The organism is Metabacillus sp. GQ13, from assembly GCF_059758525.1.
This window is the reverse complement of sequence record NZ_JCAXET010000006.1, coordinates 240322-256358: the sequence shown is the minus strand read 5'-3', so window position 1 is coordinate 256358 and position 16037 is coordinate 240322. Positions and strand designations below refer to the sequence as shown.

Annotated in this window: 13 protein-coding genes; 12 read left to right on the top strand and 1 reads right to left on the bottom strand. The window is 35.4% G+C overall.

All coding sequences use genetic code 11. The annotated features are described in order from the left end of the window. Positions 1–44 precede the first annotated feature (44 nt). The 5 genes from AC6CHR_RS09785 (at position 45) to AC6CHR_RS09765 (ending at position 4450) form a co-directional block, all read left to right on the top strand. Positions 45–1145: a M24 family metallopeptidase gene (locus AC6CHR_RS09785; RefSeq protein ID WP_498248460.1), complete on the top strand. Its 1101-nt coding sequence runs from the start codon at positions 45–47 to the stop codon at positions 1143–1145. A gap of 37 nt (positions 1146–1182) precedes the next feature. After that, positions 1183–1890: a thermonuclease family protein gene (locus AC6CHR_RS09780; RefSeq protein WP_498248459.1), complete on the top strand. Its 708-nt coding sequence runs from the start codon at positions 1183–1185 to the stop codon at positions 1888–1890. A 353-nt stretch (positions 1891–2243) separates the two neighbouring features. Continuing rightward, positions 2244–3203, top strand: coding sequence for a 6-phosphofructokinase (gene pfkA, locus AC6CHR_RS09775; RefSeq protein ID WP_498248458.1), 960 nt, complete (start codon positions 2244–2246; stop codon positions 3201–3203). 743 nt (positions 3204–3946) lie between these two features. Further along, complete coding sequence (locus AC6CHR_RS09770; RefSeq protein ID WP_498248457.1) at positions 3947–4222, top strand: hypothetical protein; 276 nt, start codon at positions 3947–3949, stop codon at positions 4220–4222. A gap of 144 nt (positions 4223–4366) precedes the next feature. Beyond that, on the top strand, positions 4367–4450 hold the full coding sequence (locus AC6CHR_RS09765; RefSeq protein ID WP_498248537.1) for a putative holin-like toxin: 84 nt from the start codon (positions 4367–4369) through the stop codon (positions 4448–4450). 341 nt (positions 4451–4791) lie between these two features. Here the strand turns inward: AC6CHR_RS09765 and AC6CHR_RS09760 are convergent, their stop codons facing one another. Next, the gene (locus AC6CHR_RS09760) at positions 4792–5223 is read right to left on the bottom strand and encodes a hypothetical protein (RefSeq protein WP_498248456.1); all 432 of its coding nucleotides are present in this window, start codon (positions 5221–5223) and stop codon (positions 4792–4794) included. 284 nt (positions 5224–5507) lie between these two features. On the opposite strand from AC6CHR_RS09760, the gene glcT reads away from it, so the two are divergent. The 7 genes from glcT (at position 5508) to AC6CHR_RS09725 (ending at position 15905) form a co-directional block, all read left to right on the top strand. Beyond that, complete coding sequence (gene glcT, locus AC6CHR_RS09755) at positions 5508–6347, top strand: glucose PTS transporter transcription antiterminator GlcT (protein WP_498248454.1); 840 nt, start codon at positions 5508–5510, stop codon at positions 6345–6347. Between the two features lie 238 nt (positions 6348–6585). Beyond that, positions 6586–8694 (top strand): glucose-specific PTS transporter subunit IIBC, encoded by a 2109-nt coding sequence (ptsG, locus tag AC6CHR_RS09750; protein WP_498248453.1) that lies wholly within the window; start codon positions 6586–6588, stop codon positions 8692–8694. Between the two features lie 141 nt (positions 8695–8835). Next, positions 8836–9102 carry a phosphocarrier protein HPr gene (locus AC6CHR_RS09745; RefSeq protein WP_498248452.1) on the top strand — a complete coding sequence of 89 codons (267 nt, stop codon included), beginning with the start codon at positions 8836–8838 and terminating at the stop codon, positions 9100–9102. Continuing rightward, positions 9102–10823 carry a phosphoenolpyruvate--protein phosphotransferase gene (ptsP, locus tag AC6CHR_RS09740; RefSeq protein WP_498248451.1) on the top strand — a complete coding sequence of 574 codons (1722 nt, stop codon included), beginning with the start codon at positions 9102–9104 and terminating at the stop codon, positions 10821–10823. Before AC6CHR_RS09745 ends, ptsP begins: the two co-directional genes overlap by 1 nt. A 966-nt stretch (positions 10824–11789) precedes the next feature. After that, positions 11790–12575, top strand: coding sequence for an SDR family oxidoreductase (locus AC6CHR_RS09735; protein ID WP_498248450.1), 786 nt, complete (start codon positions 11790–11792; stop codon positions 12573–12575). A 34-nt stretch (positions 12576–12609) separates the two neighbouring features. After that, positions 12610–13476, top strand: coding sequence for an NAD(P)-dependent oxidoreductase (locus tag AC6CHR_RS09730; protein WP_498248449.1), 867 nt, complete (start codon positions 12610–12612; stop codon positions 13474–13476). A gap of 317 nt (positions 13477–13793) precedes the next feature. Further along, complete coding sequence (locus tag AC6CHR_RS09725) at positions 13794–15905, top strand: peptidoglycan D,D-transpeptidase FtsI family protein (RefSeq protein ID WP_498248448.1); 2112 nt, start codon at positions 13794–13796, stop codon at positions 15903–15905. The last annotated feature ends 132 nt before the right edge of the window (positions 15906–16037 follow it).

Sequence of the window (16037 nt, the reverse complement as noted above, 5' to 3'; positions counted from 1 at the left end):
ATGTGATATTATTATTGTAAAATAGCTTGAAAGGTAGTGGTAATGTGTCAAAACGTCTTGGGAAATTAACAAATTGGTTACAAGATCAAGAAATCGATATATGTTTTATTCAATCAAAAGAAAATATTTTTTATTTAACTAATTTTTATACAGATCCACATGAAAGATTAATGGGATTATTTTTATTTAAAGACTATGAGCCATTTTTTGTATGTCCGCAAATGGAAGCAAACCAAGCGATAGATGCTGGTTGGAACGAGGAAATTGTTAGTTATGGTGATCATGAACAGCCTTGGGATTTAATAAAATCTGCTTTAGAAAAAAGAAAAGTTAACACTGTCGAAAAATTAGCAATTGAAAAGGAAGCTACATCCATTAACAGGTTTGAAAGTCTACAACAAGTTATCAAGTTTAATGAACTTATTTCTGTAGAAGATACTTTGAACGAGCATCGGGTTATTAAAGATGAAACAGAAATCTCAACTTTGAAACAAGCAGCGGAATTAGCAGATTACGGTGTAAAGATAGGGATCGAATCTCTAAAGACTGGTGTAACTGAGATGGAGGTCCTCGCTAAAATCGAATATGAATTAAAGAAAAAGGGAATTCGTGAAATGTCGTTTTCAACAATGGTGTTATTCGGTGAGAAGTCTGGGCAACCTCATGGAAATCCAGGTTCAAGAAAATTAAAACAAGGTGATTTCGTTTTATTTGATCTAGGTGTAGTTTTAAATGGCTATTGCTCTGATATTACCCGTTCCTTCGTTTATAAAACATACACTGAAACACAAAAACGAATTTATGAAACTGTGTTAAAAGCTCAATTAGTAGCGTTAGATGCAAGCCAAGCTGGAAATAGAATTGGAGACCTCGATAAAATAGCAAGAGAACTCATAAGTGATGCAGGGTATGGTGAATATTTTCCTCATCGTCTAGGTCATGGGTTAGGGATAAACGTCCACGAATATCCATCTATGAGCCATACAAATAATGAAATTCTAAAAGTAGGGATGGTGTATACCATTGAACCAGGTATTTATCACCCAGAAATCGGTGGCGTTCGGATAGAAGATGATGTTTTAATTACAAAGGATGGATACGAGACTTTAACAAAGTTTCCTAAGGAATTTACTGTAATAAAATAGACAAGATCCCTTGTTCAATGGAGTAAGGTGAAAAACGGTGAAAAAATGGATTTTATCTTTTGTTTTACTACTATTAACTATTGGTTGTTCATTAGATCAAGGAGTTAGGAATCTTATTTCTGCGGATGTTATAAGAGTAGTAGACGGCGATACGATAATAGTAAATATAAGTGGCAAAGAAGAAACAGTGAGACTTCTGTTAGTTGATACACCTGAAACAGTTCATCCCACTAAACCTGTCCAACCATTTGGACCAGAAGCTAGTACTTTTACAAAAAAGTTATTAACAGGTAAAAACGTTCAACTAGAAATGGACGTGGGAGAGCGTGACAAGTATGGACGGTTGCTAGCTTATCTATATGTCGATGATCAAATGGTCAATGAAATTCTCTTAGAGAGAGGATTAGCTAGAGTTGCTTATATATTCGAACCTAATACTAGGTATGTCGATGATTTTCAAACAATACAAAAGCAAGCACAGCAACAGGAATTAGGTATATGGAGTATAGAAAATTATGCGACAGATGTTGGCTTCGAGGGTATGGACACAGAAGTTCTTGAAGTCGAGGCTGATGACAAAGTTCACATAGCTGAAGGGTGTACCATTAAAGGAAATATAAATTCTAATGGAGAAAAAATTTTTCATACAGAAACATCCTCATCATATAAAGTGACCAAGCCAGAAGAAATGTTTTGTACTAAAGCAGACGCGATTGAAGCAGGATACCGTGCTGTAAAAAGATAATAAAGTACATGAAAATAAGGATAAGAAATACAAGGGTGGAACCGACTATTGGTTTCGCCTTTTGATTAGGAATTATTCCTCCTTTAATTTGAATGATATTGATTAACATTGGTTTGGGTTTAATAAATGTGATTTTTAAGTGAAAACAGGTTTTTAGTAACATCCATAGATATCCATATTGTTATATGGTAGAGTCAATTAAGAGGTACGGACGGTTATTTGCCCAATTTCCTAAATCCATCTGTTAGACGATTTACTTTTAGGTGAGGCATAGTAACGTTCATACATACAATTTTAACTGGTTGGATGTAATGCACTAAACAATGAACTGCCATATCAAAGGAGGCAATTATATGAAAAAAATTGCGGTTTTAACAAGTGGTGGAGATTCACCTGGAATGAATGCTGCAATTCGAGCAGTTGTTAGAAAAGGGATTCACTCAGGTCTAGAAGTATATGGTGTTTATCAAGGATATGCAGGTCTAATGGAAGGAAATATAAAGAAATTGGAATTAGGTTCTGTGGGAGACATCATCCATCGAGGTGGAACGATTCTTTATTCTGCAAGGTCAGAGGAATTCAAAAAAGATGAGTCACAGCACAAAGCTATTAAGCAACTCAGAGATTTGGGGATTGAAGGGTTAGTTGTCATTGGCGGTGATGGTTCCTATCGTGGTGCAGAAAAGTTGACGGAAAAGGGATTTCCTTGTGTGGGATTACCCGGTACGATTGATAACGATATTTCCGGAACTGACTATACAATAGGGTTTGATACAGCTTTAAATACGGTAATTGACAGTATCGATAAAATTAGAGATACAGCAACATCACATGATCGAACATTCATTATTGAAGTGATGGGGAGACATGCTGGTGATATTGCTCTTTTCTCAGGTTTGTCGGTTGGAGCCGAAACAATCCTTATTCCCGAAAAACCATACAAAATAGAAGAGGTTATTGAAAAGCTTCAAAAAGGAATGGGACGTGGGAAAAGACATTCCATTATCGTTCTTGCAGAAGGTGTTTGTTCAGCGACAGAACTTTCACAACAGTTAAAAGAACATTACCAATTAGAGACTCGGATTTCAGTGTTGGGCCATATACAACGTGGCGGTTCACCATCTGGATTTGACCGTGTACTAGCATCAAGATTAGGAGCACGTGCAGTTGAACTTTTAATTGATGGTAAAGCTGGACGAGCAATCGGAATGCAAAAACAGGAAGTTGTTGACCATGATATTGCAGAAGTATTGAAACAAAAAGATCCTCTTCCAGAAGGCGTTTATACATTATCTCAAGAGTTATCCATCTAAATAAATAATAAATAGGCCTACACAGAATGATTCATTCTGTGTAGGCCTATTGTGATTTTATTTTCTACTTCTGATTTGTTTTATGTACGAATACAACGATTATTTTTTGATTGTGATTAGAAGATGATTCCCTATAAATGTTCAATCATTGACGCTTTAATGATATAAGCCCTGCCTCTCTTATATCGTTGCGGCTCCTTGGCCGCGCCACATTAAAATCCCTGCGTCAAGTGTCCATCTAAGATGTCATTAGTAAGTAGCACGCGCTAATTCTGTATTACCCTTAATTATAGGGTTAAAACCTATGGACAATCTTTGCTGTAGGAATTTTTAGACCTACTACAATGGAAGTGTAAGAATAAATGGGAATAAGTAAAAGATTGAAAATGGAGGATTATTGAGAGTTATTGTTGAAGTAATCTTATTAACAGGCACAATTCTAAAAGATTGTTGTTAATAATCACTTTAAATGTTTTTGAAAAGACAACTAAAATAACGATTGTGATAACAGCTTTCAATTATAGTAATGTAAATTTATTACTAGAATAGATGATAATCTCTTGATTAAATCTTTCATCTGATTATTTAATAGCTACGCTAGTTTAAATGAAAATATTAATAGAATAATAGATTAATATATGAATTTGGGTCAAATAAACGAACATTTTTTGATCAAATGCCATATTTTCTTGTTTGAAAACGTATGATGAATAATAGGATTGAATACTTTATTGGAGGGATGAATGGAGATGACTGAAAAGGAAAAAGTAGGAGCTATTAAAAAAATTTCAGAAGATATCATTCGATTAACTGTTCGTGACCAAAATGACAAGCATCAAACCGAACAAGAAAAAACAGTCGAATTACTTGCTAGAGCATTATGTGATTTTTCTGTTCTGTATTTGTCATCACAGTCTCATGATGAAGAGCTATTAAAAGGTACTCTTGCAAAAGTGAAAATTGCCTATAACACGATGAACAAGGTCAAAAAATCAGATAATGTTGTCGCAGAAATCTAATTATGAATCAAAGAGAAAAAAGGGATTTATAGGATGAATTAACTAAAAACGAACATATGTTCCAAATTCAATAAATTTTATGTTACAATAAGTGTGCAGTCCAAAGGATCCTGCCAAGCCCCTTTTGAAAGGGGGTGATGCTAGTTGACTATTTATGAAAGCTTAATTGTAATGTTTAGTTTTGCGTCTTTAATCATGGCGATATTAGCTTTTTCACAAAAAAAATAGACCATAATAATTGGTCTAAAAACCTTATTTAACGAAAAATCCATCTTGGAAAAGGCCTCTATAAAGAGATCCATTTTGTGACTGCTGGCTGTGGATGGTGCAACATCCACGGTCATTATTAAATATATTATAGCACAAAGGAAAGTATGATTCAGTAAACAATTAATAAAAGGGTAAGACAATTTTCAATCTAAAGATGTTACCTGAAAATATGTCCCATCTTCTGTGCAAGCTAAAAGCAAAAGGCACGAAGAATAGTTCTTTACGAAAAGTATGCTTATTAACATTAATGCCCGAAACCAGCAAAGCGATAATCTAAATGGATAGTAGTGTTCACAACATTATTTTTTTAGATTTAATTTTTCTAAAATAGGTGTGAAATTATATTCAATATCAAAAAACATAGGCGTATTTTCATCAGTGTAAAATATTACCTTGCCAAGGTTCTTTGTTGTTGGGTTATATATAATCAGCACCTCACTTACGATTTCTTCAAACCATTTATTTTTAATCTTTAGAGACTTTGTCAACGGAATTTTTATTAGATAGCCCTGATCTGGAATCGGATTAGCTTGTACAGTTACTCTTTTTATTGCACGTATGGCATTCGCTACCTCTTTATCAATTTCTTCGCTAGTCTCAATTTCCTTAAAGATTGTACTTGTCTCAATATCTAATACCTTTATGGTTCTTTCTGCAGCAACTGTACTTTGTATGTTAACAAATAAACTAATAAAGATAAAAGAAAGAACGGCAACAAAAATCTTTTTCATCATAATCACCTCTTAAGATATCTTTCCCTACAAATTTATTAACATGACAGATAGAAAAAATAATTGTTTCTCCTTCTTAATAATTTCTACAAAATCCGACAAATTTATTGACGTTTCTAACTAACTCTTGTAATATAGATAAGATCGAATAAGTCTGTTTTTCACTTTAATACTAGATGCTTTAACAACTTATTCATTAGCTTATAGGGCTTCTTTTCTGTTGGTATAATCGTTTATATCAGTAGTGATAAAAGATCCTTGAATATAAAGGAGCTGTGGATTTCGTGAAGGAGTCCTTTGAAATAATAAGATCATTAAATAATAATGTTTTAATTGCTCGGCATGAATCATATGGTGAAGTTGTATTAATTGGTAAGGGTATTGGATTTGGAATGAAGCAAGGCGATGTTATTGAAGAAAACAACTATGAGAAAATGTTTGTTTTGACGAATCAAAAAGAGCAGGAACAATATAAAAAACTGCTTTCTTATATTGATGAAGAAATGCTCGACGTTGTCCAAGATGTGATTCGTTATATTGCAGAGCGAGTCGAACAGCCGTTAAATGAACATATCCATATTGCATTAACAGACCATATCACATTCGCATTAAAGCGTTTGCAACAAGGGATGGATCTTAAAAACCCATTTTTACTTGAAACAAAATCGCTTTATCCTTTTGAATTTCAGCTTGCAACAGAAGTCATTGATAGATTAAATAAGAGATTAAAGGTTCATTTGCCTGAAGGTGAAATAGGATTTATTGCTTTACACATCCATAGTTCTATTACGAATAAACCACTTTCAGAAGTGAATCAACATTCCCAGCTTATTAGCCAATTGACAGAAGTCATCGAAGATTCTTTGAAAGTTAATGTAGATCGCGAAAGTGTAAATTATTTAAGGTTAATTCGCCATCTCCGTTATACAATCGACCGAGTGAATTCTGGTGAATCTGTATCTGAACCAGAAAAATTAGCTTTTTTGTTGAAAAAGGAATATCCATTATGCTACAATACTTCTTGGAAAATGATTAAAGTTATGCAACAAGCATTGAAAAAAACTGTTTATGAAGCAGAATCTGTCTATTTAACGATGCACTTATATCGACTTACAAATAAATAAGAGTGACCATACGTTTCACGTGTTACTGATTTGATCAGGCATGAGTGAACAAAGGATGTTTTTATTTGCTATTTTGGGGAACTATACCTATTAGCAAATATATCTTTGTTCACCATGCCTTTTTTGTTTGTTTTAGACGAATTTTTGCGCACATGCAAGCGGTTAAAGGATGACGATTATGAGTGATTCATCATACTTTATTGCTCGTTGCAAAATAATATGTATGGAGGTAAGTCAAATGTTTAAAAATGCTTTCGGCGTTCTTCAAAAAATAGGACGTGCTCTCATGTTGCCGGTAGCTTTATTACCTGCGGCTGGGCTTTTGTTAGCTTTAGGTAACGCTTTACAAAATGAAACTCTTACAAACCTTGCTCCATTTTTAACAAGTGATTGGGTAGCATTGATCGCGAGTGTTATGGAGAATGCTGGTAATATTGTCTTCTCAAACCTTCCTGTTCTATTTGCAGTAGGTGTCGCGATAGGGCTAGCTAACGGTGATGGAGTTGCTGGTATTGCTGCGTTAATCGGATATTTAATTATGAATATCACGATGAGCAGTATATTAAAAGGTTTAGGAGTTATACCTACTGATTCTGTCGAAATAACACAATTTTTAGCAGACAATAGTGCTGCATATGGTAGTGTTTTAGGAATTCCCACCTTACAGACAGGGGTCTTTGGAGGGATAATTGTAGGGGTTTTAGCATCTTATATGTACAATAAGTTCTTTACTATTGAGTTGCCACAGTACCTTGGTTTCTTCGCTGGAAAGCGATTTGTTCCAATTGCTACTGCAGGATCTGCAGTATTGTTGGGAATTCTAATGTATTTTGTTTGGCCCCCAATTCAAACTGGTTTGAATGCATTTTCAACAAACCTGTTGGATGCAAATAGAACGCTAGCAGCTTTTATCTTTGGTGTAATTGAGCGTTCATTGATTCCATTTGGTTTACATCATATCTTCTATTCACCATTCTGGTTTGAATTTGGATCATATGTGAACGAAGCAGGAGCAACTGTTCGTGGTGATCAAACCATCTTCTTTAATCAAATTAAAGACGGTGTACAAGATTTAACAGCAGGAACATTTATGACCGGTAAATTCCCTTTCATGATGTTTGGTTTACCGGCAGCAGCGTTAGCTATTTATCATGAAGCAAAACCGGAAAATAAGAAGATTGTAGCAGGTTTGATGGGTTCTGCGGCATTAACATCATTCTTAACGGGTATTACAGAACCTCTTGAATTTTCATTCTTATTTGTTGCACCTGTCTTATTCGGGATTCACGCATTTTTTGCAGGATTGTCCTTTATGACAATGCATCTATTAGACGTAAAAATCGGGATGACCTTTTCTGGTGGATTGATTGACTTCTTATTATTTGGAGTATTAAACTCACAAACGAACTGGTGGTTAGTCATTCCAGTAGGTTTAGTTCTTGCAGTCATTTATTACTTTGGTTTCCGTTTCGCTATTCGTAAATGGAACCTTGCAACACCCGGTCGAGAAGAAGCAGATGTGGATACGGCTGACGAAGGTCAATCGAGACCAACTACAGCAGGTGAGCTACCTGGACAAATTCTCGAATCACTTGGTGGTAAAGAAAATATCAAACATCTGGATGCATGTATTACTCGTTTACGTGTAACAGTAAATGATGCAAAGGAAGTTGATAAAAATCGTTTGAAAAAATTAGGTGCTTCAGGAGTTTTGGAAGTTGGTAACAACATTCAAGCCATTTTTGGACCTAAATCAGATAACTTGAAGACACAAATTCAAGATGTCATAGCTGGTAAGAAACCGAAAGCAACAAAAACACACTCTCAAACTCAAGAAGTACAAGAACAAGTTGAAGATGTGGTAGCAGATGGCTTGAAAAATGAAGTTGTAGATGAAACGTTTGTATCACCTCTTACTGGTGAGTTAAAAGAAATTACTGAGGTGCCAGACCAAGTATTTTCTGGGAAAATGATGGGTGATGGTTTTGCCATCTTACCAACAAATGGAACTGTAGTTGCACCAGTTAATGGTAAGATCCTAAATGTATTCCCTACAAAACATGCAATTGGACTTCAATCTGATGGTGGGAAAGAAATCTTAATTCACTTCGGAATTGATACAGTTAATTTAAAAGGTGAAGGTTTTGAAACCTTTGTTCAAGAAGGCGACATTGTTGAACAAGGTCAAAAATTACTTGAAGTTGATCTTGACTATGTGAAGAAAAATGCACCGACAATTATGACACCTATTGTATTCACTAACCTTAAAGAGGGGCAAACAGTGAAAATTCAAGTTAAAGGTAACGTAGTTGCTAAGGATGAAAATATTATTACCTTTGAAGATTAATATTGATATAGCACTATTTACTGCAACGAAATTAAAGTAAAATATAAATTTTATAAATAGCCACACTTGTCTTTTGTTTTGTGTGGCTGATAAAATAGAAGCTTGTAGAAAAATGAATGATTTTAAAGGAGAATGATGAAAATGGCAGAAAAAACATTTACAATAACAGCAGAAACAGGAATACATGCACGTCCAGCAACAGTTTTAGTACAAGCAGCAAGCAAGTATGATGCTGATGTTAACTTAGAATATAGTGGTAAAACAGTTAATCTTAAATCTATCATGGGTGTTATGTCTTTAGGAATTCCTCAAGGATCACAAATTAAAATTACAGCTACCGGTTCAGATGCAGACGAAGCTGTTGCAGGTATTGAAGAAACATTGAAAAATGAGGGGCTTGGCGAATAATGAGTAATAACCTAAAAGGGATTGGAGCTTCAGCTGGTATAGCAATTGCTAAAGCATACCGTTTAGAAGAACCTGAACTTACGATTGAAAAGAAAAACGTAGCAGATAAAGAGGCTGAAAAGCAACGATTTGAACAAGCGATTACCCAGTCTAAGGCTGAGCTTGAAAAAATCAAAGACCATGCGAACCGTGAGTTAGGCGCTGATAAAGCTGAAATTTTTGCAGCACATTTATTAGTGTTAAGTGATCCAGAACTACTAAACCCAGTTATTGATAAGGTAAATAAAGAGGGCATCAATGCAGAGTATGCTATGAAGGAAACAGCTGACATGTTCGTTAATATGTTTGAAACAATGGATAATGAATACATGAAAGAACGTGCAGCAGATATCCGTGATGTCACAAAACGGGTAATTGCCCATTTATTAGGTGTTCAAATACCTAATCCTAGCTTAATTTCAGAAGAAGTTGTTATTATTTCAGAGGATTTAACTCCTTCTGATACAGCACAGCTTAATCGCCAATATGTACAAGGCTTTACAACAGATATTGGTGGACGGACTTCTCATTCAGCAATAATGGCTAGATCAATGGAAATTCCAGCTGTAGTAGGAACAAAACAGGCTACATCTATGATTGAAAATGGTGTAATGGTTATTGTTGACGGACTTGATGGTGATGTAATCATAGATCCAACTGCAGAAGTGATCGCACAATACGAAGAGAAAAAAGCTAAATTTGAAGTCCAAAAAGCAGAATGGGCTAAGTTAGTGGACGAGCCAACAGTTACAAAAGAAGGTAAACATGTTGAGCTTGCTGCTAATATCGGTACACCTGAAGATGTAAAAGGTGTATTAGAAAACGGTGGAGAAGCGGTTGGTTTATATCGGACTGAATTCCTTTACATGGGTAGAGATCAACTCCCAACAGAGGAAGAACAATTCGACGCTTATAAAACTGTTCTAGAAAGAATGGAAGGCAAACCAGTTGTTGTCCGCACTCTTGATATTGGTGGAGATAAAGAACTTCCATACTTAAATTTACCGAAGGAAATGAACCCGTTCTTAGGATTTAGAGCAATCCGTTTATGTCTAGAAGAACAAGATATTTTCCGTACACAATTACGTGCATTATTACGTGCAAGTAGCCACGGTAATTTGAAAATTATGTTCCCGATGATTGCTACTGTTTCTGAATTTAGAGAAGCTAAAGCAATCCTCTTAGAAGAAAAAGAAAAGCTTGTCGCAAATGCTGTCCAAGTGTCTGACTCTATTGAAATAGGGATAATGGTTGAAATACCTTCTACAGCAGTTATGGCGGATACATTTGCAAAAGAAGTAGACTTTTTCAGCATTGGAACGAATGATTTAATTCAATACACAATGGCAGCAGATCGCATGAACGAGCGCGTATCTTACCTGTATCAACCGTACAATCCAGCTATTTTGCGCCTTGTATCAATGGTAATCGACGCTGCTCATAAAGAAGGCAAGTGGGCAGGAATGTGTGGCGAAATGGCCGGCGATCCGATCGCGATTCCGTTATTACTAGGTCTAGGTCTAGATGAGTTTTCAATGAGTGCAACATCTATCCTACCTGCACGAACACAAATTAAGCAATTATCTAAAGAAGAAGCACAAAGCGTTAAGGAAAAAGTCTTAGCTATGAGCACTACTGAAGAGGTTGTTGCATTTGTAAAAGAGACATTTCATATCGCTTGATAATTGGTTTGAAAAAAGACAGGCTCTGTGCCTGTCTTTTTTGTTCTCCGCATTAACACCCCATTGTCATTTTTGCAGAACGGTCAATATCATTGTGTTTTTAGTTGATATAAAATCGAATTGGAGAAATGGACAATAAATAATTCGGAAAAGATAATATAGTGAAATTTTAAGGTAAAAAGTGTTTTATTTATGTAAAAGGAGGCTTTTTGATGGAACTCACTATTTACGGCTGGATCCAATATTGCAGGTAGAAAGCCAGGGTAATCAGTTTAGGAAGGGCAGAAAAAATCAAAGTATGCCAACATACCTGTTAAAACAATAGTAGTAATCAGTATACCTCGAGCAACCCTTGAAACAACCCCAGAAAATGAATTCATTTACTAAAAAGTTATTCATAGTGCGAAAATACCTCATGTAGTAACAAAATTTAATCAAATTTACGCTAAGAATTTATTAAGTGCAAAACAACATCTGTTTCATAGTAAGAAAATGATGATTAAACATTCCCCACTTAAAATAGATATCCTTAACCAATATAATAGATTAATCGAGATTTATTGAAGGAGTTATATGTGCTAATTTTAAAAGTGTACCAATGGTTACATTTGAGGGGAAATGGAGATATTCAAACTACAATTATAAGTCAAAAGATGCAGGCTATATTCGCACTTGAGGACTGCTATTTGCTTATAAACTCAACAATTACAAATCAAAGACTAAGAGACTTTTTAAACCTAGGAACTACATCAGGTGCAATAAACTACTTTCCTCGATGAATTTATAGATTGAGGGTACAAATAATGGCAGAATATACATAGATATATATTGGACAATATTTCGCTTAACTAGGACAATATAGGTAACTAATCGGATGATAGGTATAACCAAATCCTGGATTACACTGTTTGTTTAGTTAGCTAAACATAGTAAAATAAACATATCTTTATGAAAAGGAGTGATGACATGAACTTAGGTTTACAAGGGAAAAATGTTCTTGTAATCGCCTCAAGCCAAGGGTTAGGAAAGGCAATTGCAAAGCAACTCTCCACACAAGGTGCAAATGTGATGATATCTAGTCGTGATCAAGAAAAATTACTAAAGGTAAAAAAAGAGCTCGAACTTACTAGTAAAGGAAAAGTTGAATGTAAACATTGTGATATTAAAGAAAAAAGTGAAATTGAGAATCTTGTATCAACTACGATTAGAGAATTTGGTTCAATTGATTTACTCGTTAATAATGCAGGGGGACCTCCTGCAGGCACTTTTGAAGAAATGTCTGATGAAGATTGGCAGCATGCATTTGAATTGAATCTGCTAAGCTATATTCGGGTTATGAGAGAAGTCCTACCCTCAATGAAACAAGCAGGTGGGAAAATTGTTAACATTGCTTCTTCATCTGTAAAGGAACCAATCCCAGGACTAATATTATCCAATACATTTCGAACAGGAATTGTGGGCTTAACGAAAACATTGGCTAGCGAGTTTGCTTCATATAATATTCTAATAAACACGGTTGCTCCTGGTCGAATTGCTACAGACAGAGTGGCTTTTCTAGATTCGAATGCAGCAGAAAAACAAGGTATTACTAGGGTAGAAATAGAAGAAAGAATGAAGAAAGTGATACCATTGGGACGTTATGGCGAGCCAGATGAATTTGCTAATTATGTCTGTTTTTTGTTATCAGATACGAATAGCTATATGACAGGACAAACGTTTTTAGTTGACGGTGGTATGGTTAAGTCAATATAACTAAAGTAGTTGTAATAAAAAGGAGGAAGTCCTATTGAAAAAAACGGTTGGATTTATCGGTCTAGGTGTAATGGGAAACAGTATGGCAAAACACTTACTTCATGCAGGTTATCGATTAAATGTGTATTCAAGAACAAAGGAAAAAGCAGAAGAAGTGATATCACTAGGAGCGAGCTGGAAGGGATCTGTAAAGGAGCTTGCTAAACAAAGTGAAATTATTATAACGATGATCGGGTATCCAAAAGATGTTGAAGAGGTTTACCTAGGTGAACAGGGAATCATCGAAGCTGCAAATTCAGGCACACATGTCATTGATATGACTACATCGCAACCAGCATTAGCTAAAAAAATTTATGAGCAAGCAAGTACGAAACAAATATATGTGCTTGATGCACCTGTTTCGGGTGGAGATATTGGTGCTAAAGAGGCTAGGCTAGCAATTATGGTTGGAGGAGACAAGCAGGCTTTTGACTATTGCTTACCACTATTTGAAGCGATGGGCAAAAATATCGTTTATCAAGGTGCGGCAGGTGCTGGGCAAAACACGAAAATGTGTAATCAAATTGCGATAGCATCAGGCATGATCGGTGTATGCGAAGCGATCGCTTATGCTGAAAAGTCTGGGCTAGATCCAGCAACTGTATTAAAAAGTATATCAACTGGAGCTGCAGGAAGTTGGTCACTTAGTAATCTAGCGCCTAGAATGTTAGCAGAGGATTATGAACCAGGTTTCTTTGTCAAACATTTCATTAAGGATATGGGAATTGCCATAGAAGAATCCAATTCGATGGACATTAACACACCTGGATTAAAGCTAGCTTACCAATTGTATGAACAGCTTGCTGAGATAGGTGAAGAAAACAGTGGAACGCAAGCAATAGTTAAGTTATGGAAGTCTTAATAGGAAATTAATGACCAAATCCCACGCCTTATGACTTTCTACTAGATGCAGATCCCACTCTGCACGATATCAAAAATGTTGATTTCGTATCGACTCTATCAATAAAGTTTATTTTCTTAGTCATAGGGTGATAGGAAGATGTGATTTCAGAAAATGGAATTCAATGTGCTGATATAGTCGTTTTTTATAGAAATATATTGAAAAATAAGGAATAATTTGAAACAATTACATAGTTAAAAACGTCTAGACAATATGGACTTTATATTGTCTTTTTTTATTGTCAAATAATCATATCGGTAGAAATAAGGGGGAGAAAAATGCCAGAAGGAACAATTGTAACTGTTCATCGTAAATTAAAGAAGTCTAGATACATCCGAATTAATATTTTCTTTTTTATAGTTTTTATATTATTCGTTGCACTAATCGTTCGTTTAGGTATTGTGCAAATTGTTAAAGGAGAGGAGTTTTCAAAAGAGGTATCCAAAACTGAATCAGATTATGCCCGTCTTCCAGCTCCGCGAGGGAAAATGTATGATCGATATAATCGTGTCGTTGTCGACAATGTTAGCGTTCCAGCGATTACCTATACGGTTGACAAAACAACAACCCCAAAGGAAAAACTCGAAACTGCAAGTAAACTATCTGAATATGTAACGTATGAATTAGAATTTTTAGAAGAGGAAGTAAAGGAGCGCGATATCCGTGATTATTGGCTTGCTGCAAACCCAGATGAGGCAAAGAAACTACTCAACAAAACTGAATTAAAATTAACATCAGCTGAAACATATAACTTACAGGTGAAACGTGTTCCTACAAGAGAAGTAACAGCTATTGTTAAAAACGTAAAAGAGTTAGAATTAGCATATATGTATAAACAATTCTCATCTGGCTATCAATATGAACCACAGGTTGTTAAATCAACAAACGTAAATGGGGATGAACTGTCGTCCAATTTAACAGAAGAAGAAGTATCAATCGTTGCTGAGAATTTAGAAGAACTACCAGGAATAGACGTGATTACAGATTGGGGTAGAGCCTATCCTTATGAATCACTTAGAACGATATTTGGTGGACTGACATCACCTGAGCAAGGGATTCTCCAAGATAGAGAGGACTATTATCTTGCTAGAGGCTATTCTCGTAACGAACGTGTTGGGAAAAGCTATCTTGAATACCAATATGAAGATTACTTAAATCCAAGAAAAGCGAAAGTGAAATATGTCTCTGATAAAAGTGGAAACATTGTTTCTGAAGAAATGGTTGATGAAGGTCAACGAGGTTATGATTTAAAGCTATCATTTGATATGGAGCTTCAAATGAAAGTTGATAAAATTGTAGAAGAAGAACTACGAAAAGCAAGTGGTGCTCATCATTTAATGGATCGGGCGTTCGTTGTAATGATGGATCCTGCTCAAGGTGATGTATTAGCGATGGTTGGGAAACAAATAAATCCTGATGATCGTAGTGAAATACTTGACTATTCATATGGTGCATTTTCTACACAATATGAAGCAGGATCAACGGTTAAAGGTGCCACTGTTCTTTCCGGATACCAAAATGGGATGCCACATGGAAAAGGGTATAGAGATCGAACGCTACATTTTAAAGGTACACCACCAAAAAGTTCATATAAACCACTGGGCGATATGACTGATCTATCTGCATTAAAACTATCATCAAACGTGTATATGTTCTTTGTTGCAATGAAGATTGCTGATGTTCATTATGTAGAGCATGGGCCTTTAAATGTATCGTCAGAGGACTTTCAAAAATTAAGAAATTATTTTGCTCAGTTTGGCTTAGGGGTACCAACAGGGATTGACTTACCTCAAGAGTCAGGAGGATTATTAAATCCACCTGACCAAGCAGGGAAGCTCTTAGATATTGCGATCGGACAATTCGATACCTACACACCACTTCAGTTAGCACAGTATGTTTCAGTTATTGCTAACGGAGGTTCACGTGTTCAACCAAGGATAGTCACAAGTATCCATACACCGATAGAGGAGGCTGAACTAGGACCAATATCTGTTGATAAACCGACAAAAGTATTAAACAAAGTAAACAATACAACCAGTGATATAGAGAGAGTTCAAGATGGATTTAGACAAGTCGTGACATCTGGAACTGGTAAGACAATTAAATTGGATGTTGCGGGAAAAACTGGGACATCAGAAACGGCTTATTACGGACCTAAACGTGAGTACTGGGGAAGAATAACAAATAACCTAAATTTCGTTGGCTATTATCCATCTAAAAATCCAGAGATCGCCTTCAGTGTTGTTGTACCATGGGCAACTAACGATAGAGTTTCAATTAACAAGACGATTACTTCTGAAATTGTTAAAGCATATGCTGAGCTACAAAAGAAATATGTAACATCAACTGAAATTGAAAAGCAAGAAGAAAACGAAGAAGAGGCTGAATAAGCCTATTCTTCGTTTTTTAATGATTATTCCATCTTAAGACACATTTTTTTATAAACCAACCTTTATTTCACTCATATTAGTGGTAAAATAAAGGTTGGTTTAAAAATAAAAGGCAAGCTTTTGACATAGATT